Source organism: Miniimonas sp. S16 (assembly GCF_057748195.1).
This window is the reverse complement of sequence record NZ_CM173242.1, coordinates 1291966-1313499: the sequence shown is the minus strand read 5'-3', so window position 1 is coordinate 1313499 and position 21534 is coordinate 1291966. Positions and strand designations below refer to the sequence as shown.

The 21534-nt window shown below is 72.4% G+C and carries 19 protein-coding genes; 12 read left to right on the top strand and 7 right to left on the bottom strand.

Features of this window, described 5'->3' with window-relative positions; translation table 11 throughout:
- Positions 1 to 39 precede the first annotated feature (39 nt).
- A complete protein-coding gene (locus AC3AQ1_RS05790) occupies positions 40 to 1041 on the top strand; it encodes a LacI family DNA-binding transcriptional regulator (RefSeq protein WP_108718202.1) in 1002 nt (333 codons plus the stop codon).
- A 56-nt stretch (positions 1042 to 1097) separates the two neighbouring features.
- Entirely contained in the window at positions 1098 to 1793 is a 696-nt protein-coding gene (locus tag AC3AQ1_RS05785; RefSeq protein WP_199916535.1) for an LD-carboxypeptidase, read from the top strand.
- A 23-nt stretch (positions 1794 to 1816) separates the two neighbouring features.
- On the opposite strand, the gene AC3AQ1_RS05780 is transcribed toward AC3AQ1_RS05785, so the two are convergent.
- The 3 genes from AC3AQ1_RS05780 to AC3AQ1_RS05770 form a co-directional block, all read right to left on the bottom strand.
- Positions 1817 to 2836, bottom strand: a complete 1020-nt coding sequence (locus AC3AQ1_RS05780) for a LacI family DNA-binding transcriptional regulator (RefSeq protein WP_234417824.1) — start codon at positions 2834 to 2836, stop codon at positions 1817 to 1819.
- A gap of 235 nt (positions 2837 to 3071) precedes the next feature.
- Positions 3072 to 4130 (bottom strand): LacI family DNA-binding transcriptional regulator, encoded by a 1059-nt coding sequence (locus AC3AQ1_RS05775; protein ID WP_108718200.1) that lies wholly within the window; start codon positions 4128 to 4130, stop codon positions 3072 to 3074.
- A 28-nt stretch (positions 4131 to 4158) separates the two neighbouring features.
- Complete coding sequence (locus AC3AQ1_RS05770; protein ID WP_108718199.1) at positions 4159 to 4833, bottom strand: rhamnogalacturonan acetylesterase; 675 nt, start codon at positions 4831 to 4833, stop codon at positions 4159 to 4161.
- A gap of 370 nt (positions 4834 to 5203) precedes the next feature.
- Here AC3AQ1_RS05770 and rhaI point away from each other — a divergent pair, with 370 nt between their 5' ends.
- From rhaI to AC3AQ1_RS05730, 8 genes are all read left to right on the top strand, one after another.
- Positions 5204 to 6391, top strand: coding sequence for an L-rhamnose isomerase (gene rhaI / locus AC3AQ1_RS05765; protein ID WP_108718198.1), 1188 nt, complete (start codon positions 5204 to 5206; stop codon positions 6389 to 6391).
- A 5-nt stretch (positions 6392 to 6396) separates the two neighbouring features.
- Positions 6397 to 7926: a rhamnulokinase gene (locus AC3AQ1_RS05760; RefSeq protein WP_108718197.1), complete on the top strand. Its 1530-nt coding sequence runs from the start codon at positions 6397 to 6399 to the stop codon at positions 7924 to 7926.
- Between the two features lie 117 nt (positions 7927 to 8043).
- Entirely contained in the window at positions 8044 to 8868 is an 825-nt protein-coding gene (locus AC3AQ1_RS05755) for a class II aldolase/adducin family protein (RefSeq protein ID WP_108718196.1), read from the top strand.
- Between the two features lies 1 nt (position 8869).
- Entirely contained in the window at positions 8870 to 9217 is a 348-nt protein-coding gene (locus AC3AQ1_RS05750; RefSeq protein ID WP_108718195.1) for an L-rhamnose mutarotase, read from the top strand.
- Between the two features lie 526 nt (positions 9218 to 9743).
- Complete coding sequence (locus tag AC3AQ1_RS05745) at positions 9744 to 11078, top strand: MFS transporter (RefSeq protein WP_234417822.1); 1335 nt, start codon at positions 9744 to 9746, stop codon at positions 11076 to 11078.
- An 88-nt stretch (positions 11079 to 11166) separates the two neighbouring features.
- Positions 11167 to 12327, top strand: coding sequence for a beta-galactosidase BglB (bglB, locus tag AC3AQ1_RS05740; protein WP_199916534.1), 1161 nt, complete (start codon positions 11167 to 11169; stop codon positions 12325 to 12327).
- Between the two features lie 131 nt (positions 12328 to 12458).
- Positions 12459 to 13223 carry a 2-dehydro-3-deoxy-D-gluconate 5-dehydrogenase KduD gene (kduD, locus tag AC3AQ1_RS05735; protein ID WP_108718194.1) on the top strand — a complete coding sequence of 255 codons (765 nt, stop codon included), beginning with the start codon at positions 12459 to 12461 and terminating at the stop codon, positions 13221 to 13223.
- A gap of 540 nt (positions 13224 to 13763) precedes the next feature.
- Positions 13764 to 15818 carry a bifunctional aldolase/short-chain dehydrogenase gene (locus AC3AQ1_RS05730; RefSeq protein ID WP_108718193.1) on the top strand — a complete coding sequence of 685 codons (2055 nt, stop codon included), beginning with the start codon at positions 13764 to 13766 and terminating at the stop codon, positions 15816 to 15818.
- Positions 15819 to 16023: 205 nt separating this feature from the next.
- On the opposite strand, the gene AC3AQ1_RS05725 is transcribed toward AC3AQ1_RS05730, so the two are convergent.
- A complete protein-coding gene (locus tag AC3AQ1_RS05725) occupies positions 16024 to 16599 on the bottom strand; it encodes a winged helix-turn-helix domain-containing protein (protein WP_108718192.1) in 576 nt (191 codons plus the stop codon).
- Between the two features lie 67 nt (positions 16600 to 16666).
- On the opposite strand from AC3AQ1_RS05725, the gene AC3AQ1_RS05720 reads away from it, so the two are divergent.
- Positions 16667 to 17998 (top strand): MFS transporter, encoded by a 1332-nt coding sequence (locus AC3AQ1_RS05720; RefSeq protein WP_108718191.1) that lies wholly within the window; start codon positions 16667 to 16669, stop codon positions 17996 to 17998.
- On the opposite strand, the gene AC3AQ1_RS05715 is transcribed toward AC3AQ1_RS05720, so the two are convergent.
- From AC3AQ1_RS05715 to AC3AQ1_RS05705, 3 genes are all read right to left on the bottom strand, one after another.
- A complete protein-coding gene (locus tag AC3AQ1_RS05715) occupies positions 17979 to 18194 on the bottom strand; it encodes a hypothetical protein (protein ID WP_108718190.1) in 216 nt (71 codons plus the stop codon). The genes AC3AQ1_RS05720 and AC3AQ1_RS05715 overlap by 20 nt on opposite strands.
- Positions 18191 to 18871, bottom strand: a complete 681-nt coding sequence (locus AC3AQ1_RS05710; RefSeq protein WP_234417820.1) for a DsbA family oxidoreductase — start codon at positions 18869 to 18871, stop codon at positions 18191 to 18193. Before AC3AQ1_RS05710 ends, AC3AQ1_RS05715 begins: the two co-directional genes overlap by 4 nt.
- Before the next feature lie 97 nt (positions 18872 to 18968).
- Positions 18969 to 20171, bottom strand: coding sequence for an ROK family transcriptional regulator (locus tag AC3AQ1_RS05705; protein ID WP_159096405.1), 1203 nt, complete (start codon positions 20169 to 20171; stop codon positions 18969 to 18971).
- 100 nt (positions 20172 to 20271) lie between these two features.
- Between AC3AQ1_RS05705 and xylA the strand changes: the two genes are divergently transcribed.
- Positions 20272 to 21453: a xylose isomerase gene (gene xylA / locus AC3AQ1_RS05700; protein ID WP_108718188.1), complete on the top strand. Its 1182-nt coding sequence runs from the start codon at positions 20272 to 20274 to the stop codon at positions 21451 to 21453.
- The last annotated feature ends 81 nt before the right edge of the window (positions 21454 to 21534 follow it).

Genomic DNA, 21534 nt, shown 5'->3' with positions numbered 1-21534 from the left:
TAACGTTTTAGTAGCGACGCACGTGGCTATGCTCGGCTCGTGCAGTCGCGGGTGACCATCGTCGACGTGGCGCGCGAGGCCGGCGTCTCGGTCGCGACCGTCTCCAAGGTGCTGAACGGCAAGGACGGCGTGGCGGGTGCGACCGCCGTGCGCGTCCAGGGCGTCATCGAGACGCTCGGGTACGAGTCGAGCATCGTCGCGCGCAGCCTGCGCTCCAGCCGCACCAACGTGGTGGGCATCCTCGTGCCCGAGTTCGAGCCGTTCTCCGCCGAGGTGCTCAAGGGCGTCGCGCGCGGGATCGGGGAGACCCAGTACGAGCTGCTCGCGTACGCCGGGGCCGGTGCACGGCTGCACGAGGGCTGGGAGCGGCGCTCGCTGTCCCGCCTCAGCGGCACGCTCATCGACGGCGCGGTCCTCGTCACCCCCACGGTCACGGAGGTCGCCACGACGATCCCGGTGGTGGCGATCGACCCGCACACCGGCACGTCGCGCCTGCCGTCGGTCGTCTCGGACAACGACGACGGCGGCTACCAGGCCGCCCGGCACCTGCTCGACCTCGGCCACACCCGCATCGCCTTCATCTCGGGCCGGCCGGACCTGGAGTCCTCGCGCGGGCGCGAGGCGGGCTACCGCCGCGCGATGACCGAGGCGGGGCTCGCCGTCGACCCCGCGCTCGTCGTCGCGGGCGACTACCAGCGCGAGGGCGCGCGCCGCGCCACCGCGGCCCTGCTCGACCTCGCCGAGCCGCCGACCGCCGTGTTCGCCGCGAACGACCTGTCGGCGCTGGCCACGATCGAGGAGGCGACCCAGCGCGGCGTCGACGTGCCGGGTGGGCTCTCGGTGGTCGGCTTCGACGACGTGCCCGAGGCCGCGCGAAGCGTGCCGGGCCTGACCACGGTGCGCCAGCAGATGAGCGAGATGGGCGCCGTGGCCGCCGCGATGCTGCTCGACCTGCTGCGCCGCAGCGAGCCGGTGAACCCCCACGTGCGGCTGGGGACGGAGCTCGTGGTGCGCGCGAGCACCGCCGTGCCACGGCGGTGAGTGCCACGGCGCCCGAGCTTCTGCGTCCGCGCGCGCTGCGGCGCGGGGATCTCGTGGTGATCGCGTCGCTCTCCGGCCCGCTCCCGGCGATGTACGAGCCGAACGTCACGCGGACCGAGCGCGTCCTGGAGGGCATGGGCTTCCGCGTCCGGCGCGCACCCCTGCTCGAGGTGGGCCGACAGCGGTGGTGGAGCTCGGCGTCGCCCGCGCAGATCGCCGCCGAGCTCAACGGGCTGCTGCGCGACCCCGAGGTGCGGGCGATCGTCGCGAGCGACGGCGGGCAGACCGTCTTCGGCTACCTCGACCTCGTCGACCTCGACGCGATCCGGGCCGATCCCAAGCCCGTCCTCGGGTACAGCGACCTCTCGCTGCTGCACCTCGCGCTCGTGCAGGCGACCCGGTTCGCCGTGCCGCCGGAGTGGTTCGACGGCGCGGTGCTGTTCTGGGAGGAGATCGGCGGGATCGCCGCGCACGTGTGGAGCTATCTGCAGGTGATGCGGCACGCCGGCATCCTTGACCGGATCTCGGGGATGGTCGTGGGCGTGCCGCGGGACATCGCCGGGCTCGACGGGCCGGGCGAGCCGTCGCTGCGCGAGATCGTCGACGACGTCCTCGGGGACCGCGACATCCCGGTGCTGGCCGGGGTGGACGTCGGTCACGCCGGGGCGAACCTGCCGATGCCGGTGGGGATCCGGGTGGGCCTGGACGCGGGCGAGCGCACGCTCGCGCTGCTCGAGCCGGCGGTGCGGTAGGGCGTCGCGGTAGGGCGTCGCGTCTAGGGCGTCGCGTCCGGGTCGGAGGACATCCGCACCACGAGCTCGGGGGTGAACTGGACGTGCTCGGGGCCGCTCGCGCGGTCGTCCTGGCGCAGCAGCAGGTCCGCGGCGGCCCAGCCGATCTCGTGGATGGGCTGACGGATCGTGGTGAGCGGCACCATGAGCATCCCGGCGAAGGAGATGTCGTCGTAGCCGACCACCGCGATGTCCTGCGGCACGCGCACGCCCCGGCGCAGCAGGGTGCGCAGCACCCCGAGCGCCACGAGGTCGTTGACGCAGAAGATGCCGGTGGGCCGCTCGTCCTCGGGCATCGCGAGGATGCGCAGGGCGGCGTCGTCGCCCGACTCGACGTTGAGCGACGTGATCGGGACCTCGAGGAGGTCCTTCGGGGACCGGCCCGCGTCGGCCAGGGCGGCGCGGGCGCCGAGGAGGCGGTCCACGCACTGACGGATCGACGCCGGGCCGTTCACGAACGCGATCCGCTCGTGGCCGCGCGCCACGAGGTGCCCGACGGCGAGCGACCCGCCGTGCACGTCGTCCACCGACACCGAGGGGAAGGAGGAGTCCGCGTCGGCGTCCATGAGGACGACGTGCGTGCCGCGCTCGCGCAGCGCCTCGAAGTCGGACAGGTCGGGCCCGCACGGGGTGACGAGCACGCCGCGCACGCCGTGCTGCTCGTAGAGGTTGAGGAACCGGGTCTCGCGCGCGGGGTCGTCGTCGGAGGACGAGACCAGCAGGGCCAGGCCGTCCGCCTCGAGCCGGTCCTCGATGCCGCGCGCGATGAGCGTGAAGAAGGGGTTCCCGACGTCGAGCACGATCGCTCCGACCGTCTGCGCGACACCGGCGCGCAGCTGCCGCGCGGAGGCGCTGGGCACGAAGTCCAGCTCCTCGATCGCGGCCAGGACGCGCTCCCGGGTCCCCTCCGACACGCGCTCGGGCCGGTTGAGGACGTTGCTCACGGTACCGACGGACACGCGTGCGATGCGGGCGACGTCGGCGACGGAGGGGCGGGGTCTCACAGGCACATTGTGACGGTTCAGAGCGGGTGCTCGGCGCAGCGGCGCTCCGGGCGTACCGGAGCGGCGGGTCGTCGGTGGACGTGGTCGCGGCCGCGTCCGCGTCAGACGCGGCACGGGCTTGTTGGGCGCGTGCTTCGTGGACACCGCGGCCGCCGCGTCCACGTGAGTCGCGGCACGGGGCCGTCCGGCGCGTCCCCGGTGGACACCGTCACCGCGGCGTCCACGCTGCGCGCCCTCACGCCCCCGGGTCGGACGAACGTCGCACCACGAGCTCCGGCGCGAACCGCACGCGGGTCGGCCCGACCGCGTCCTCGCCGTCGAGCCGCAGCAGCAGGTCGGCCGCTGTCCAGCCGATCTCGTGCGTCGGCTGGCGCACCGTGGTGAGCGGGACGACGAGCATCGCGGCCCACGGCACGTCGTCGTACCCGACCACCGCGACGCCGTCGGGCACCGGGACTCCCGCCCGCACGAGCGTGCTGAGCGCCCCGAGCGCCACGAGGTCGTTCACGCAGAAGATCGCGGTGGGTCGGGTCGACTCCGGCATCGCCAGCAGGCGCTCGGCGGCGAGCGTCCCGTGCTCGGCGTTGAGCGACGGCAGCGGCACCTCGACGAGCACCTCGTCCGGGTCGAGACCCGCGTTCACGACGGCGAGCCGCGCCCCCGCGAGACGGTCGGCGCACTGGTGGATCGTGAGCGGTCCGTTCAAGAGCGCGATCCGCCGGTGCCCGAGCTCGAGCAGGTGTGCGACGGGCAGGCTGGCCCCGAGCACGTCGTCGACGGAGACGCTCGGGAGCTCGTCCTCGCCGTCGACGTCCATGAGCACCACCGTCGTGCCGCGCGCGCGCAGGGCGTGCAGGTCCGCGCGCTCGGCGCTCGCCGGCGTGACGAGCACGCCGCGCACGCCGTGCTGCTCGTACAGCTGCAGCGCGCGGTTCTCCCGCTCGGGATCGTCGTCGGAGGACGACACGAGCAGCGCGAGGCCGTCGGCGCCGATGCGGTCCTCGACGCCGCGGGTGAGCGCCGTGAAGAACGGGTTCCCCACGTCGAGGACGATCGCCCCGACGCTGCGCGCTCGACCGGCCCGGAGCTGGCGGGCCGACTCGCTCGGCACGAACTCCAGCTCCGCGATCGCGGACTCCACACGGGAGCGGGTCCGGGGGGACACTCGCTCCGGACGATTGAGCACGTTGGAGACGGTGCCGACCGACACGCGAGCGAGTCGCGCGACGTCCATGACCGAGGGCCGGTGCCGCGCCGGCGTGGGCGCGGCGGTGGTCACGCTGTCGGCGGTCATCTGGCAGCTCCGTCAGGTCCTGGCGACCTCACGGCACCATGCCCCAGTAGCCGAGCGGCAGGTGGTCGTCGTCGAGCCCGTCGAGGGCGCGCAGCTGCTGCGCGACGAAGCCGGCGACGGCGCGGGCCCCGGCGAGGCCGAAGTGCGTCGTGTCGGGGTTGCCGTTCTCGGGGTGCGGGTGGGGGAAGAGCTCGCGGCAGCGCTCGGGCCCGAGCCACGGGTAGAGCCACCGGGTGAACGCCGTGAGGTCGATGACGGGGACGTCGAGCGTCCGGCCGAGGCGACGCACCGCGCGAGGGTAGGGGCCGTGCGAGACCCGGAGCTCGCCGTCGTCGGTGAAGAGGCACCGCTCCACGCTGGTGCCCAGGATCGGGCGGCCGCCATGGTCTCGCACGTCGGTGACGAACCGGGTGAGGTTGTCGATGTAGCCGCCGTCGGCCGCGAGCTCGGGGTCCTTCTGGTCGTTGTGCCCGAACTGGATCACGACGTCGTCGCCGGGCCGGATCGCCTCGAGGGTCTCGGCCCAGCGGCCGGTCTCGAGGAACGTCGCGGTGGTCGCGCCGCCGAACGCGCGGTTGGCGACGGGCCGGGTGACGAACTCGTGCAGGACGCCGCCCCAGCCGATCACGCCGGAGCCGTCGAGGGGGCCGGGTGCGACGGTGGAGTCGCCCGCGAGGTGGATGGTGGTCGGGTCGGTGGTCATCCGGCCGCTCCCTCGAGGCGCGCTCGAGCGCCGTGCGGACCCGCTGGTCGTGCCATGGTTCTCCCACCTTCGTCGCTGGGTCTGTTCTGGGCGGCGACGCTACGTGTGAATCGAATCAACTGTCAAAGCTGCCCCGTTCGGCCGGCCTTCGTGGTTGACGGCATCCCGTCTGCGGCCGTAGGCTGCGTGAAACGATTCATTGAGTGTGGGGCGGTTCACGGAACGGTCACCGGCGAGCGCGAGGCAGCGCTCGGCCGGCCCGTCGAGGAACGAGACCCGCACGAGCACGAGCGCAGCACCCAGCACAGCACCAGCACCACCGACCGGCACCCGCAGTCACCTGCAGCACCGAGCGCGGCATCCGACGCGCATGAGAAGGATCGAGGAAGTCATCGTGGACATCGCCGCAGCCAAGGCCGTCCTGGCCCAGCAGACCATCGAGGTGCCGTCCTGGGCGTACGGCAACTCCGGGACGCGCTTCAAGGTGTTCGGCACCCCCGGCACCCCCCGCGACCCGTGGGAGAAGATCGCCGACGCCGCCCAGGTTAACGCCGTCACCGGTGCCGCCCCGCGGGTGTCCCTGCACATCCCGTGGGACAAGGTCGAGGACTACGACGCCCTCTCGGCGTACGCGCACGAGCAGGGCATGACGATCGGCGCGATCAACTCCAACGTCTTCCAGGACGACGACTACCGACTCGGCAGCCTCGCCAACCCGGACGCCCGGGTGCGGGCCAAGGCCGTCGCCCACCACCTGGACTGCCTCGAGGTGATGCGCGCCGTCGGGAGCACGGACCTGAAGATCTGGCTCGCCGACGGCACGAACTACGCCGGTCAGGACTCCATCCGCGCGCGGCAGGACCGCGTCGCCGAGGGCCTCGAGCAGATCTACGCGGGCCTGCAGCCGGGCGAGCGGATCCTGCTCGAGTACAAGTTCTTCGAGCCCTTCTTCTACACGACCGACATCCCCGACTGGGGCACGAGCCTCGTGCACTGCATGGCCCTCGGCGAGCAGGCCACGGTCGTCCTCGACACCGGCCACCACGCCCCGGGCACGAACATCGAGTTCATCGTCGCGCAGCTGCTGCGCCTGGGCCGGCTCGGGGCGTTCGACTTCAACTCGCGCTACTACGCCGACGACGACCTCATCGTCGGGTCTGCCGACCCGTTCCAGCTGTTCCGGATCATGCACGAGATCGTCCAGGCGGGCGCCCTCGACCCGGCGCTCGGCGTGAACTTCATGCTCGACCAGTGCCACAACATCGAGGCGAAGATCCCGGCCCAGATCCGGTCCGTGATGAACGTCCAGGAGGCGACGGCGAAGGCCCTGCTCGTGGACGCCGACGCCCTGGGTGCGGCGCAGCAGGCCGGCGACGTCCTCGGCGCGCACGCCGTGCTCATGGACGCCTTCAACACCGACGTGCGCCCGATCCTCGCCGAAGTGCGCGAGGCCAAGGGCCTCGACGCCGACCCGATCAAGGCGTTCGCCGCCACCGGCTACGCCGAGAAGGTCGCGGCCGAGCGCGTCGGCGGCACCCAGGCCAGCTGGGGCGCCTGACCTCGATGTCCAGCACGTCCAGCGCGGCACAGGGCCGCTCGTTCGCGGCCGTCGACCTCGGCGCCACCTCCGGGCGCGTCATCGTCGGCACCGTGGTCGGTGAGCCCGGCGCCGAGCGCGTCGAGCTCACCGAGGTGGGTCGCTTCCCCAACGAGCCCGTGCTCGTCCCCGCCACGCGCGGGGACGAGCGCGCGGTCCTCACCTGGGACGTGCCCGCGCTGTGGCGCGGGATCCTCGCGGGCCTGCGCGACGCCGTCGCGCGCTTCGGCCCCCTCGCCGGGATCGGGATCGACTCCTGGGCGGTGGACTACGGGATGGTCGACGGCGAGGGTCGCCTCCTCGGCAACCCCACCTGCTACCGCGACACCCGCACCGAGCCCGTGCTCGCGCGAGTCTTCGACCTGGTGGGCGCGGCGGACCAGTACGCCGTCAACGGGCTCCAGGTGCAGCCGTTCACGACCGCGTTCCAGCTCCTCGCCGAGACCCGGCTCGAGCAGGCCGACCGCGTGCTGCTGCTGCCGGACCTGCTCGGGGCCTGGCTCACGGGCGTCGAGCGCTCCGAGATCACGAACGCCTCCACCACGGGCCTGCTCGACGCCGCCTCCCGCACCTGGTCCACCGACCTCGCCGACCGGCTCGGCCTGCCGGCCCGCGTGCTGCCCGAGCTCGTCGCGCCCGGTGAGCTCCTGGGGCACGTCCGGCCCGGCCTCGCGGCCGTGCTCGGGTTGCCCGACGGCGAGCGCCTCCCGGTCTGGACGGTCGGCTCCCACGACACCGCCTCGGCGGTGGTGGCCGTCCCGATGGAACGGCCCGACGCCGCGTACATCTCGTGCGGGACGTGGTCCTTGGTGGGCCTCGAGCTCGACGAGCCCGTGCTCACCGAGGCCTCCCGCGCCGCGAACGTCACCAACGAGGCGGGCGTGGACGCCACGATCCGCTACCTCAAGAACGTCATGGGCCTGTGGGTGCTCACCGAGACGATGCGGGGCTGGGCGGCCGCGGGCCGCGAGGTCCCGCTCGCCGACGCGCTCGCGCAGGCCGCCACCGTCGAGCCCCTGCGCACGGTCGTCGACATCGACCACGCGAGCCTCCTGCCGCCCGGCGACATGCCCGCGCGCCTCGCGTCGCTCGCCCGGGCGACCGGCCAGCCGGTGCCCGAGTCGGTCGGCGAGGTGGTGCGGTGCATCCTCGACTCGCTCGCCCTCGCCTACCGGCGTGCCGTACGCGAGGTGAGCGCCCTGGCCGACCGCAGCGTCGCCGTCGTGCACGTGGTCGGTGGCGGCGTGCACAACGAGGCCCTCATGCAGCTCGCGGCCGACGCGATCGGCGTGCCGGTCGTGACCGGCCCGGCCGAGGGCGCCGCGCTCGGCAACGTGCTCGTCCAGGCGCGTGCCGCCGGCGTGCTGCACGGCACGCTCGGCGACCTGCGGCGCGTCGTGGAGCGGTCCACGCCGCTGCGGCGGTACGAGCCCGGCGCGGGCGAGGTCTCGACGCCGGACGCCTGGGACGACGCCGAGCGTCGCGCGCACCCGTGATGGCGGTGCGGGCGGACGATCGCGCGCCGGGGGACCTAGGGCCTTCCCCAGGACGATGTCTCCCGGTACGCTATGAAACGTTTCAACCACGTCAACGACCGACGGAAGGATCCACCGATGAGCACCACCCCCATTCGCCCCAGTCTTGGGGAGATCCTCGACAGCATGGGCGAGGCAGGCGCTCGCATCTCTGAGATCGACGCCGCCGAGGCCGGCGCGGGCAACATCTCGGTCTACCTCGGGTGGGACACCGAGGTGCGCCGTCGGTTCCCGCTCCAGGAGGAGATCGAGCTCCCGCTGCCCGCCCCGCACCTCGTGGGCGGCACGCTGCTCGTGACGGGGTCCGGTCGCCGGCTGCGCCAGATCATCGCCGACCCGGAGTCGTGCGTCGCGGCCGTGAAGGTGCACGACGGCGGCACGCGCGCCACGATGTACACCTCGCCGAAGCGCCTCTTCGAGCGCCTGACCAGCGAGTTCAACTCCCACCTCGGCGTCCACGAGGACCAGGTCGCGCGCCGCGGGGTGAACTTCCAGGCCGTCGTGCACGCCCAGCCGCCGCACCTGACCTACCTCTCCCACATTCCCGAGTACCGCGACGACGAGTCGATGAACCGCCGCATCCTGCGCTGGGAGCCGGAGTCGATCGTGTCCCTGTCCCAGGGCATCAAGGTGCTCCCGTTCTTCATCCCGGGCTCGGCCGAGATGATGGCCGCGAACGTCGAGGGCCTGCGCGAGTTCGAGATCACCCTGTGGAGCAAGCACGGCGTGATGGCGCGGTCGGACCTGTCGGTGACCCGCGCCGTCGACCGCATCGAGTACGCCGAGACCGGCGCCAAGTACGAGTACATGGACCTCGCCGCGGGCGGCCGCGCCGAGGGGCTCACGCGCGAGGAGATCGCCTCGGTCGCGAACGAGTTCAACATCGACTCGCGCTGGGTCTGACGTGCCCCGCTACTGCTTCACCTCGCAGGTCGACCCGCGCCACCTCGACGCCTACAAGGCGGCGCACGCCGCAGTCTGGCCCGAGATGCTGCGGGCCCTGCGGGACGCGGGCTGGCGCAACTACTCGCTCTTCCTCTCCGACACAGGCCAGCTGATCGGCTTCTTCGAGGCCGCCGACGCCGACGCCGCCCAGGCGCGGATGGCCGCCACCGAGGTCAACGGACGGTGGCAGGCCGAGATGGCGCGGCTGTTCGTGGGGGAGGGCAACCCCGACGAGGGGTTCAGCTACCACCCGGAGATCTTCAACCTCGACGACCAGCTCGCCGCGGCGGAGGAGCCCGGGCGCTGAGACCGTCGGGTGCTGATCTCGAGCGCTGAGTCCGTCAGGGCGCCCGTGCCGCGAGAGCGGCGCGGGCGCCCTTCGTCGTCCCGGCCGTGGCGGGCCGACGTGCCGGCCGTGGCGGGCCGACGTGTCCGGCCGTGGCGGGCCGACGTGCCCGGCCGCGGCGGGCCGACGTGCCGGCCGTGGCGGGCCGACGTGCGGTGGTGCGGCTCGCCGTCGTGCGCGGTCAACTCGGGGTGTGACCTAGGTCGCGCCTACCACGGCGATCCGACTGAATCCATTCAAAAAGGTCCTTCCGCAGGGGCGTGCGATGTGTTTGAATGGTTTCAGTCACAGAGGAACGGCCGTTCCGCTGGACGAAACAGGCGGTACACTCGGCCCGTTCGTCAGAACGCGATCGGCCGAACGGCAACCGCCGTGACCAGCACGGTGCCACGGGAGTCACCCCGCACGGAGGGAACCCGGTGCATCGACGCACCAAGCCCAGGAGGGGCCCGCCAGGCTCCTCGTCAGCGATGACGGAAGAAGAACCATGAGCAACACCGACAGTGTGACCACGGCCGAGGTGGCCGCCGGCACGAGGGACCCCAAGCGCGCCGCGATGAGCGGCTGGATCGGGAGCGCGCTGGAGTACTACGACTTCGCGCTCTACTCGCAGGCAGCAGCGCTGGTCTTCCCGACGATCTTCTTCGCGAGCGAGAACAAGGCCGTCGGGATCATCGCCTCGCTGGCGACCTACGCCGTCGGGTACGTCGCCCGGCCCGTGGGCGCCGTCGTCCTCGGCGCGTGGGGAGACCGCAAGGGACGCAAGAACGTCCTCGTGTTCGCGATGCTCCTCATGGGCTTCTCGACCCTCGCCGTCGGCCTCCTGCCGACGTACGCGCAGGTCGGCATGCTCGCCCCGATCCTGCTGGTGCTGCTGCGCCTGATCCAGGGCTTCGCCGTCGCCGGCGAGCTCGGCGGTGCGAGCGCGATGATCGTGGAGCACTCCCCGGACGAGCGCCGCGGCTTCTTCGCGAGCTTCAGCCTCCAGGGCACGCAGGTCGGCTCGATCCTCGCCACCGGCGTCATGCTGCCCCTGTCGATCGTGCTGGACGACGCGCACTTCGAGTCCTGGGGCTGGCGCGTGCCGTTCCTGCTGAGCGCCGTCGTGATCGTCGCCGGCTACCTCATCCGCCGCCGGGTGCAGGAGCCGCCCGCGTACCTCGCCCAGGCCGACGCCCCGAAGCGGCGCTTCCCGTTCGTCGAGCTGATGAAGACCCACCCGTGGGCCGTCGTGCGCTGCATCCTCATGACCTTCACGAACGTCATCGGCATGGCGACCCTGGTGTTCGGCGTCTCCTACGCCACGCAGGACGGGTACGACATCGGCTTCAGCAAGAGCGACCTGCTCTGGGTCACGCTGGTGGCCAACATCACCGCCGTCGTCACCATCCCGATCTTCGGGGCGCTCTCGGACAAGATCGGCCGCCGCGTCTTCATGCTCGTCGGTGGCATCGCCGGCGGTGCGCTCGCCGGGGTCTACCTCGCCGCGGTGGACGCGCGGAACCTGTTCCTCGTGTTCGTCATGGTCGTGATCGTCCAGGGCATCTTCTTCCAGATGTGGAACGCGACGTTCGCGACGTTCTTCCAGGAGCAGTTCCCGATGCGCATCCGCGTCACCGGCTTCGCCGTGTCGCAGAACATCGGCCTCATGCTCGCCTCGTTCTTCCCGGCGCTCTTCACGGCCATCGCGCCTCCCGGGTCGACCAACGTCCCGCTCACGATCGGCCTGGTCACGTTCGGCATCTGCGTCGTGGCGGCGGTCGCTACGCTGCTGACGCCGGAGACCAAGGGCAAGTCGCTCGCGGAGCTCGAGACCGCCTGACACCTGGGGGGCGGCGCCCGACGCCGCCCCCCAGCCACACACGACGCCCCGACGCGGTGGCGCCCGAGGAGAGGACGTAGGACCGGAGATGGAGCAGTGGAACCCGATGGTGCAGAAGGCGTGGCCGGTGAAGCACAGCGCGCTGCTGCGGGCGCCGGAGCGCGTCGCCACGCGGGACGAGATCGACGACCTCGTCCACCGGCTCACCGACAACCTCGTCCACATCACGGACGAGACGGGGCAGTTCCTGCTCCGCCTCGACGACGGCCGCGTCATCGACACCAAGGGCTGGGCCGGGTGGGAGTGGACGCACGGCGTGGGGCTCTACGGCATCTGGCAGTACTACGACCAGACGGGCGACGAGGCCACGCGCCAGATCATCGACGACTGGTTCACCGCACGGTTCGCCGAGGGCACCACGAAGAACGTCAACACCATGGCGCCCTTCCTCACGCTCGCGTACCGCTACGAGGAGACCCGCGACCGCACGCTCCTGCCCTGGCTGGACGCCTGGGCCGAGTGGGCCATGCGGGACATGCCGCGCACGCCGCACGGCGGGATGCAGCACCTCACGCTCGCGGAGGAGAACCACCACCAGCTGTGGGACGACACCCTCATGATGACGGTGCTGCCGCTGACGAAGATCGGCCTGCTGCTGGACCGGCCGGCCTACGTGCAGGAGGCGACGTTCCAGTTCCTCACACACGTCGCCTACCTCATGGACCGCGAGACCGGCCTGTGGTTCCACGGCTGGACCTTCGAGGGCAGGCACAACTTCGCCCGCGCGCGGTGGGCCCGGGGCAACTCCTGGCTCACCATGGTGATCCCGGACTTCCTCGAGCTGCTCGACCTGCCCGAGGGCGACCCGGTGCGCCGCTTCCTGATCGAGGTGCTCCAGGCCCAGGTCGAAGCCCTCGCGGACCTGCAGGACGACTCAGGTCTGTGGCACACGCTGCTGGACGACCCGGACTCCTACCTCGAGGCGTCGGCCACCGCGGGCTTCGCCTACGGGATCCTCAAGGGCGTGCGCAAGGGGTACCTCGACAAGCGGTTCGCCGCGGTCGGCGAGAAGGCGATCCGCGCGATCATCGCCAACGTGAGCGACGACGGCGAGCTCCAGCAGGTCTCCTTCGGCACCGGTATGGGCCCCAGCCTTGACTTCTACCACCAGATCCCGCTGACCTCGATGCCGTACGGGCAGGCCATGGCCATCCTGTGCCTCGCGGAGTACCGCCGGACCTACTACTGATCGTTCGCCGTCGGGCGCCTCAAGGTGCCCGACGTCGACGCGCGCGACGAGACCGTGCGCGATGTGACCGACTGACCACTGACTACCGAAGGCCCGGGCGGCGCCCGGGTCCCCCTCTCGAAAGGATCCTCATGATTCTCGACTCGTTCCGTCTGGACGGGAAGGTCGCTCTTGTCACGGGTTCGTCCCGTGGTCTGGGCCAGGGTGCGGCGGTTGCGCTCGCGGAGGCGGGTGCGGACGTCGCGCTGCTGGACCGTGCGCCGGCGACCGAGACGGCTGAGCAGATCGAGGCGCTCGGGCGTCGGGTGCACCTGATCGAGGCGGACCTGATCAAGGCGACGCCGGGTGAGCTGGACGCGGCGGTGCAGGAGGTCGTGGACTCTCTGGGTCGTATCGATGTGCTGGTGAACAACGCGGGCATCATCCGTCGGGCGCCGTTGCTGGAGCACCCGGCCTCGGACTGGGACGACGTGCTGGCGATCAACCTGGACGCGGTGTTCCACCTGTCGCAGGCGGCGGCGCGCCGGTACGTGGCGCAGGGCGGGGGGAAAATCATCAACATCGCCTCGATGCTGTCGTTCCAGGGCGGGATCCTGGTGCCGGGGTATGCGGCGAGCAAGCACGCGGTCGCGGGGATCACGAAGTCGTTCGCGAACGAGCTGGCGGCGCACGGGGTGAACGTGAACGCGATCGCGCCGGGGTACATGGCGACGGAGAACACGGCGCCGATCCGCTCGGACGAGGCGCGGGAGAGGTCGATCCTGGACCGCATTCCGGCGGCGCGGTGGGGGACGCCGGCGGACCTGCAGGGACCGTTCGTGTTCCTGGCCTCGCCCGCCTCGGACTACCTCAACGGTGCGATCATCCCCGTCGACGGCGGATGGCTCGTGCGCTGACCCGCGCTCGCGCCGCGCGCTGACGCGCGATCTCGTTCCGGCCCTCGGCGCTTCGGCGCCGGGGGCCGGCGCGCGTCACGGGCTGGCGTGCGTCGGGAGGCGGCGTGCGCTGCGCGTGGTTGACCGCCTCGCACCGGCCTGACAGCGCTGTTACTCGCGCGGCCGCTTCGCGACACGGGTTCCGCTTGGCGGACCCGCGCCATACTGCCATTTCCGGCATGCCGGCTCCCCGGTGAAGCTCGGGCCTCGCTCGAGTGCACAGCCACAGCGCTGTGGCTCTGTACTACCGCGAACGACGCGTGCGTGCGCTGGTCCACGGCGCGCACGCCGCGCAGTGGTGCGGCACATCGCGCCGCGAGAGGGGCGATCCGGTCGGCGCGCCGCGGTGCTCGATCCCTCCGGTGCTGGGGCAGGGCCGGAACCACGAGAGCCGAGCTGTGGTCACGGACACGCACCCACCGGAGAGCGAACCGGTTGACCGGGACCAAGGTCCCGGATACGCTGATCCCTGAAACGATTCAGAGACCAGGAGAGACACCGATGTCCCAGTCCCCGGCCGCGGCCCTCGTCGCGCGCTCCAACCGCCTCGGGTCCGACCCCCGCGTCACCAACTACGCGGGCGGAAACACGTCCGCCAAGGGCTCCGCCACCGACCCCGTCACGGGTGAGGACGTCGAGCTGCTGTGGGTCAAGGGCTCCGGCGGCGACCTCGGCACGCTGACCGAGAAGAACCTCGCCGTGCTCCGCCTCGACCGCCTCCGCGCGCTCCCGAACGTCTACCCGGGCGTGGACCGCGAGGACGAGATGGTCGCCGCGTTCGACTACTGCCTGCACGGCAAGGGCGGCGCCGCGCCGTCGATCGACACCGCGATGCACGGCCTCGTCGACGCCGCGCACGTGGACCACCTGCACCCCGACGCGGGCATCGCCGTCGCGACGTCCGCCGACGGCGAGCGCCTCACCCAGGAGATCTTCGGCGACCGCGTCGTGTGGGTGCCCTGGCGCCGCCCCGGCTTCCAGCTCGGCCTCGACATCGCCGCCATCAAGGAGGCCAACCCGCAGGCCATCGGCTGCATCCTCGGTGGCCACGGCATCACCGCCTGGGCCGAGGACTCGGCGGAGGCCGAGGCGCGCAGCCTCGACATCATCCGCACCGCCGAGGCGTACATCGAGCGCACGACGGCGGAGCTCGCCGCCCGCGGCGAGCACCCCTTCGGCGCGGTGCGCGCCGGGTTCGAGCCGCTCGAGGCCGCCGCCCGCCGCGAGCGCGCCGCCGCCCTCGCGCCGGTGATCCGCGGCATCGCGTCCGCCGACAAGCCGCAGGTCGGCCACTTCACCGACTCCGACGTCGTGCTGGACTTCGTCTCGCGCGAGAAGCTGGCCCCCCTGGCCGAGCTCGGCACCTCCTGCCCCGACCACTTCCTGCGCACGAAGGTCAAGCCCCTCGTGCTCGACCTGCCGGCCGACGCGCCGCTCGAGGACGCCGTCGCTCGCCTGCACGAGCTGCACGAGGCCTACCGGGCCGACTACGCCGGCTACTACGAGCGCAACAAGGTCGACGACAGCCCCGCGATGCGCGGTGCCGACCCGGCGATCGTGCTCGTGCCCGGCGTCGGGATGTTCTCGTTCGGCAAGGACAAGCAGACCGCGCGCGTGGCGGGGGAGTTCTACGTCAACGCGATCAACGTGATGCGCGGTGCCGAGGCCATCTCGACCTACGCCCCGATCGACGAGAACGAGAAGTTCCGGATCGAGTACTGGGCGCTGGAGGAGGCCAAGCTCCAGCGGATGCCGAAGCCGAAGGCGCTCGCCACGCGCGTCGCGGTGGTGACGGGTGCGGCGTCGGGCATCGGCAAGGCGATCGCCGAGCGGCTCGCGGCCGACGGCGCCTGCGTCGTCATCGCCGACCTCGACGAGGCCAAGGCGCAGGCGGCCGCGGCCGAGATCGGCGGCCCCGACGTCGCTGTCGGCGTCGCGGCGGACGTCACGTCCGAGGAGGCCGTGGCCGAGCTCGTCAAGGCCACGGTGCTCGCGTTCGGCGGCGTGGACCTCGTCGTGAACAACGCCGGGCTGTCGATCTCCAAGCCGCTCCTGGAGACCACGACGAAGGACTGGGACCTCCAGCACGACGTCATGGCCCGCGGCTCTTTCCTCGTGGCCCGCGAGGCGGCGCGCGCGATGATCGCGCAGAACCTCGGCGGCGACATCGTCTACATCGCCTCGAAGAACTCCCTGTTCGCGGGCCCGAACAACATCGCCTACTCGGCCACGAAGGCCGACCAGGCGCACCAGGTCCGTCTGCTGGCCGCCGAGCTCGGCGAGCACGGGATCCGCGTCAACGGGATCAACCCCGACGGCGTGGTCCGCGGCTCGGGCATCTTCGCCGGCGGCTGGGGCGCCAAGCGCGCGGCCGTCTACGGCGTGCCCGAGGAGGAGCTGGGCCAGTACTACGCGCAGCGCACGCTGCTGAAGAAGGAGGTGCTGCCCGAGCACGTCGCCGCCGCGGTGGCCGCGCTCACCGGTCCGGACCTCGTCCAGACCACGGGCCTGCACATCCCGGTCGACTCCGGCGTCGCGGCGGCGTTCCTGCGCTGACCCGCCCTGACGCACGCGTCCCCGACGGCGAGGCACGGATCGATCCGTGCCTCGCCGTCGTGCATCCCGCCAGCCCGTTCGCGAGAGGATGTCGGTCCTTTCGCGAGAGGAAGTCCGTCCTTTCGCGAGAGGAAGTCCGTCCTTTCGCGAGAGAATGTCCGTCCTTTCGCGAGAGGATCTTCGACGCGGCGGCCGCTCGGAGACGTCAGGCGGGCGGGCCGGCCGGGTTGCGATCCGGGTGCAGCACCGTGACGAGGGACCAGGCGTCGCCGTCGGGGTCCGGGCCGCGCTCCTTGAACTCCTGGATCAGTCCGTAGAGGCGCTGGTCCAGCTCCGCCTTGTGCGCGGCGTTGAGCCGCAGTCCCATCCAGGTCGTCGCGACCTCGTCCGGGTCCACGCCCGCCAGCTGCTGGCGCATCGTCTCGAGCAGCACGATCGACATCCCCGGCACGCGCGAGTGCCACGAGCGACCCGTCGCCTTGTAGGGGATCTCCTTCGCCCCGCGCCGACCCGTCCGGGGCTCCTGCGGCGCGAGCATGTCGACGTCGACGAGCGTGCGCACGTGGTGCAGCACCGTGCCCGGGTTGAGATCGAGCAGCTCGGCGAGTTCCTTGTTCGTGCGCGCGTCGAACGCGCACAGGCGCAGGATCCGCATTCGCAGGGGCGAGCTGAGCGCGCGGGCGACGGCCTCGGCGGCGGGGGCGTCGTCGTCGGCGGGGTCCGGGCGCTCCCCCCGGTGTCCGGTATCCGGCTGCTCGTCCGTCGCGCGCTCGTCCGCCATCTCGCGAGCCTACCGACGCACCGGCAGTGATTGACAGAACTCAATCGCCCTCCCGATACTGATTGACATGACCCAATCACTCGCGGCTGGGGAGCATCGCTCCCTGTGGCGGGACGCCAACTTCCGTACGTTCTGGGGCGGCCAGGCGCTGAGCCAGCTCGGCGCGGAGGTGACCGGACTCGCGCTGCCGGTGCTCGCCGTCGTGCTCCTGCACGCGAGCGAGCTCGAGGTGGGGGTCCTCAACGCGGCGTCGGTGGCGGCGTTCCTGGTCGTCGGGCTGCCGGCGGGTGCGTGGATCGACCGGATGCGCAAGCGCCGGGTGATGATCGTGGCCGACGCCGTGCGCGCCGTCGTGCTCCTGGCGATCCCCGCGCTGTGGCTGGGCGGGCACCTCACGGTCTGGCACCTCGTCGCAGTCGCGCTGGTCATCGGCGTGGCGACGGTGTTCTTCGACGTCTCCTACCAGAGCGTGATCCCCGCGCTCGTGGACCGCGACGCGATCCCCGAGGCGAACGGCAAGCTGGAGTCCACGCAGCAGCTCGCGGCGCTCGCGGGGCCGAGCCTCGGCGGCTGGCTCGTCGGTGCCGTGTCCGCACCGATCGCGGTGCTCACGACGGCGGCCACGTACGTCGCGTCGTTCGTGGCCCTCCTGCGCACGCGCGACCACGAGGTCGTGCGGCCCGCGCACGAGCGCGAGCCGCTGCGCACCGAGATCGCGGAGGGGCTGCACTGGGTGCTCGGCCACCCGCTGCTGCGCCGGATCGTCGGCACGACGGCCGTGTCCAACCTCTGCTCGACGATCGTCGTGACGCTCGCGCCGATCCTCGTGCTGCGCACCCTGGGTCTGTCGCCGGCGACGTGGGGGCTGGTGTTCTCCCTCGGCGGCGTCGGTGGGCTCGCCGGCGCCGCGCTGACGCCCCGGTTCGTCCGAGCCGTCGGGGAGGGCCGGGCGATCCCGCTCTCGGCGATCGCGTTCAGCGTGGTCGGGCTCGCGTTCCCGCTGGTCACGCTGGTACCGACGGGCTGGGTGGTGCCCGTGCTCGCGGCGCAGGGGATGCTCGCCAGCGCCGCGATCCTCGTCTACAACGTCACGCAGGTCTCGTTCCGCCAGCGCATCACGCCGGCCCGGCTGCTCGGCCGGATGAACGCCTCGATCCGGTTCTGCGTGTGGGGCACGATGCCGATCGCCGCGCTGCTCGCGGGCGTGCTGGGGGAGTGGCTCGGGGTGGTGCCGACGGTGTGGCTCGGCGCGGTCGCGGGCGTGCCGGCCTGCCTGTTCGTGGTGGCGGGGCCGTTCTGGCGGATGCGGGCGCTGCCCGTGGCCGAGGAGGACGAGTACGCGGTTGAGGACGCCGTGAACGCCGTCGACACCGACCACGTCAGTCGGCCGCAGGCCTGACGCCGCTCTTCGCCGGCGCCGGCACCACGCAGATGCCGTTGACGCACAGGCCGTCCCCGTCCCCGTCGGCCGCCGTGGCCGGAGCGGCCGCCACCGGGTGCCCGACCATGACGAAGGGCGAGCGGACGGGCGACGGCGTGGGCTCGCCGTCGTGCACCGCCCGGGTGGGCTCGCGCGCGGACGAGGCCGCGCTCACGAGGCGGTCACCGACGTCGCACCCGCGCGCGCCGCGCGGGCCTGCCGCAGCGCGGCCGCGAACACGTCCGCGGACTGCGCGCCCGACACCCCGAGCGCACCGTCGACCACGGTGAACGGGACGCCGTTGATGCCGTAGGCGCGCGCCTGCGCGACGTCGGCCCGCACCGCGGGCAGGTACCGGTGGTCGGCGAGGGCCGCCCGGGCCTCCGCGGCGTCCAGCCCGCTCTCGACGGCGAGCGAGACGAGCTCCTCGACGTCGCCGACATGGCGGTTCTCCGTGAAGTAGGCGCCGAACAGCCGCTCCTTGAGGTGCTCCTGGACGCCGCGCTCGCGCGCGAGGTGGAGCAACTCGTGGGCGAGCACGGTGTTCGTCTGGCGCGCGGTCTCGAGGTGGTACTCGAGGCCGTCGCCCGCGGCGATCTCGGTGACGCGGGCCATCATGGCCCGCACCTGGTCACGCGGCATGCCCTTGCGATCGGCGAGGAAGTCGACCGAGGTGCCGTCGTAGTCGACGGGGACGTCGGGGGCGAGCTCGAACGAGCGGTAGACCAGCTCGATCTCCTCGCCCGTCGCGGCGACCGCCTCCTGCAGCCGACGGCGTCCGATCCAGCACCAGGGGCACTGGACGTCCGACCAGACCTCGACCTGCAGGGGTTCACCCAGGGGTTGACTCACGGCTTCGCTCACGCAGCGTGCAACCCGTGGCCGGCGCTGCGCATTCCGTCGGGCGTTCCGTCGGGCGTTTCCGTCACGCCGCCCGCCAGGCCGCTCCTCAGTCGGTGCCGTGCCCGACGACCACGCGCTCGGGGTCGGCGAGCACCGCGAGCACGGGCCCGAGCGCGGCCCCCTGCAGGCTCGGCAGGTCGTGCACGCGCGCGGCGTCGAGCGCCGGCCGGGCCCACGGGTAGGCGAGGACGCGCGTGGCCAGCTCGGCCTCGAGCGGGTCGCGCAGCTGCGGCAGGAGCGGGGCGAGCGTGCCGCCGAGCACGAGGGTCTCGACGTCGAGCAGGTTCACCGCCGCCGCGAGCGCGACGCCGAGCGCCCAGCCCGCCTCCGGCAGCGGTGTGCGCGCGAGCGCCTGGGCCCCGACGTACTGCTCGAGGCAGCCCGTCGCGCCGCAGCGGCAGCGCGGACCGGCGGGGTCGACCGTGAGATGCCCGAGCTCGGTGGCGAAGCCGTGCGCGCCGCCCTGCACGCGGCCGTCGACGACGTGCGCGCCGCCGACGCCGATCCCGCCGGACAGGTAGAGGAACGAAGCGCCGCCGCGTGCGTGCGCCTCGGCGACCGCGGCGAGCGAGGCCTCGTTGCCCACTGCGACCGGGATCTCGTCGGACGCGTCGGCGCCCCGGGCGTCGCGCAGCGCCGCGCGGACGATCGCCTCGGCCGGCACGTCGACCCAGGCGAGCCGGGGGGCGTCGAGCACCACGCCGTCGCGCACGATGCCGGGCACCGCGACCTCGACGCCGAGGAGCGTGAGCCCAGGGTGCTGCGCCACGGCCTGCTGCCAGGTGAGCGACGCGAGCGTCGCCAGCCGGGCGAGGGTGTCGGCCGGCGACGGCGCAGCGAAGTCTCCCCGCACCTCGCGCTGGGCGAGGCGTGCGCCGGTGAGGTCGACGACGGCGGCGGCGAGGTGGTTGGCGCCGACCTCGAGCCCGAGGCCGGCAAGCGTCCCCCGGGCCAGACGGACGGGCGCGGCGGGGCGGCCCACCGTGCGCGCCGTCGTCGACGGCGCCCACTCGAGGATGCGCGCGGCCAGGAGGAGCTCGACCAGGCTCGAGACGGTGGCGCGGGTGAGGCCGGCGCGCTCGGCGACCTCGGCGCGCGACAGCGGCTCGGCTCGCGCGACGTGCTCGAGGACGAGCGCGAGGTTGTGGGTTCGCAGGGCGCCCTGGCGTGCGGCGTCGCGGCGCCCCCGCGGTGAGGCGTCGCGCGCCGACGCCGACACGCCGCGCGGCTCGCCGAGATGCTCGTCCACGGGGTTGACCGTAGCGCACATCCGGCTATAAGTTCATCCGGTAAATCAAATCGACGACGATCGACGCCGTCGAGCAAGGATGCCGACGAAAGAGGCAGTGATGGTGCGCGCAGCAACCCCCGAGGACAAGTTCTCGTTCGGTCTGTGGACCGTGGCATGGGCGGGCAAGGACCAGTTCGGCGACCCGACGCGGGCCGAGCTCGACCCGTGGGCCTACCTCGGCCCGCTCGCCGAGGCCGGCGCGTGGGGCGTGACGTTCCACGACGACGACGTCGTGCCGTTCGGCACGAGCGACGCCGAGCGCGAGCGGATCCTCGAGCGCTTCAAGAAGGCGGCCGACGAGGCCGGCCTCGTCATCGAGATGGTCACGACCAACACGTTCAGCCACCCCGTGTTCAAGGACGGCGGATTCACGGCCAACGACCGCTCGGTGCGCCGCTTCGGCCTGCGCAAGGTCATCCGCAACGTCGACCTCGCGGCGTCGCTGGGCGCCTCGACGTTCGTCATGTGGGGCGGGCGCGAGGGCGCCGAGTACGACGGCTCCAAGGACGTCAACGCGTCGCTCGACCGCTACCGCGAGGGCATCGACACCGTCGCCGGCTACATCAAGGAGAAGGGCTACGACCTGCGCATCGCGCTCGAGCCCAAGCCCAACGAGCCCCGCGGCGACATCTTCCTGCCGACGGTCGGCCACGCGCTCGGCTTCATCGCCGAGCTCGAGCACGGCGACATCGTGGGCCTCAACCCCGAGACCGGCCACGAGCAGATGGCGGGCCTGAACTACACCCACGGCCTGGCCCAGGCGCTGTGGGCGGAGAAGCTCTTCCACATCGACCTCAACGGCCAGCGGTCCATCAAGTACGACCAGGACCTCGTGTTCGGCCACGGCGACCTGCTGTCGGCGTTCTTCACCGTCGACCTTGTGGAGAACGGCTTCCCGAACGGCGGCCCGCGCTACACCGGCCCGCGCCACTTCGACTACAAGCCCTCGCGCACCGAGAACTTCGACGGCGTGTGGGCGTCGGCGAAGGCGAACATCGACACCTACCTGCTGCTCGCCGAGAAGGCCAAGGCCTACCGCGAGGACCCGCGCACCCAGGCGGCGTTCGAGGCGGCCGGCATTTTCGAGGCCGCGAAGCCGACCCTCGGCGAGGGCGAGACCCTCGCCGACCTGCTCGCCGACCGCAGCGCGTTCGAGGACTTCGACGCCGACGCCGCGGGTGCCCGCGAGACGAACTACGTCGCGCTCAACCAGCTCGCGCTGGAGCACCTCATCGGCTGACGACTCCGGGGCTCCCGGCGGCGCGGGCGGCGTACGCGCCGCCCGCGGCCCCGGGATCCCGGTCGTCCCTGCTCGTCCCGC

Coding starts and splice junctions, on each gene's coding strand:
- xylA (WP_108718188.1), top strand. CDS start 20,272: ATGGTGCGCGCAGCAACCCCCGAGGACAAGTTCTCGTTCGGTCTGTGG.
- AC3AQ1_RS05745 (WP_234417822.1), top strand. CDS start 9,744: ATGAGCAACACCGACAGTGTGACCACGGCCGAGGTGGCCGCCGGCACG.
- bglB (WP_199916534.1), top strand. CDS start 11,167: ATGGAGCAGTGGAACCCGATGGTGCAGAAGGCGTGGCCGGTGAAGCAC.
- AC3AQ1_RS05755 (WP_108718196.1), top strand. CDS start 8,044: ATGAGCACCACCCCCATTCGCCCCAGTCTTGGGGAGATCCTCGACAGC.
- AC3AQ1_RS05720 (WP_108718191.1), top strand. CDS start 16,667: ATGACCCAATCACTCGCGGCTGGGGAGCATCGCTCCCTGTGGCGGGAC.
- AC3AQ1_RS05770 (WP_108718199.1), bottom strand. CDS start 4,833: ATGACCACCGACCCGACCACCATCCACCTCGCGGGCGACTCCACCGTC.
- AC3AQ1_RS05730 (WP_108718193.1), top strand. CDS start 13,764: ATGTCCCAGTCCCCGGCCGCGGCCCTCGTCGCGCGCTCCAACCGCCTC.
- AC3AQ1_RS05725 (WP_108718192.1), bottom strand. CDS start 16,599: ATGGCGGACGAGCGCGCGACGGACGAGCAGCCGGATACCGGACACCGG.
- AC3AQ1_RS05775 (WP_108718200.1), bottom strand. CDS start 4,130: ATGACCGCCGACAGCGTGACCACCGCCGCGCCCACGCCGGCGCGGCAC.
- kduD (WP_108718194.1), top strand. CDS start 12,459: ATGATTCTCGACTCGTTCCGTCTGGACGGGAAGGTCGCTCTTGTCACG.
- AC3AQ1_RS05760 (WP_108718197.1), top strand. CDS start 6,397: ATGTCCAGCACGTCCAGCGCGGCACAGGGCCGCTCGTTCGCGGCCGTC.
- rhaI (WP_108718198.1), top strand. CDS start 5,204: ATGAGAAGGATCGAGGAAGTCATCGTGGACATCGCCGCAGCCAAGGCC.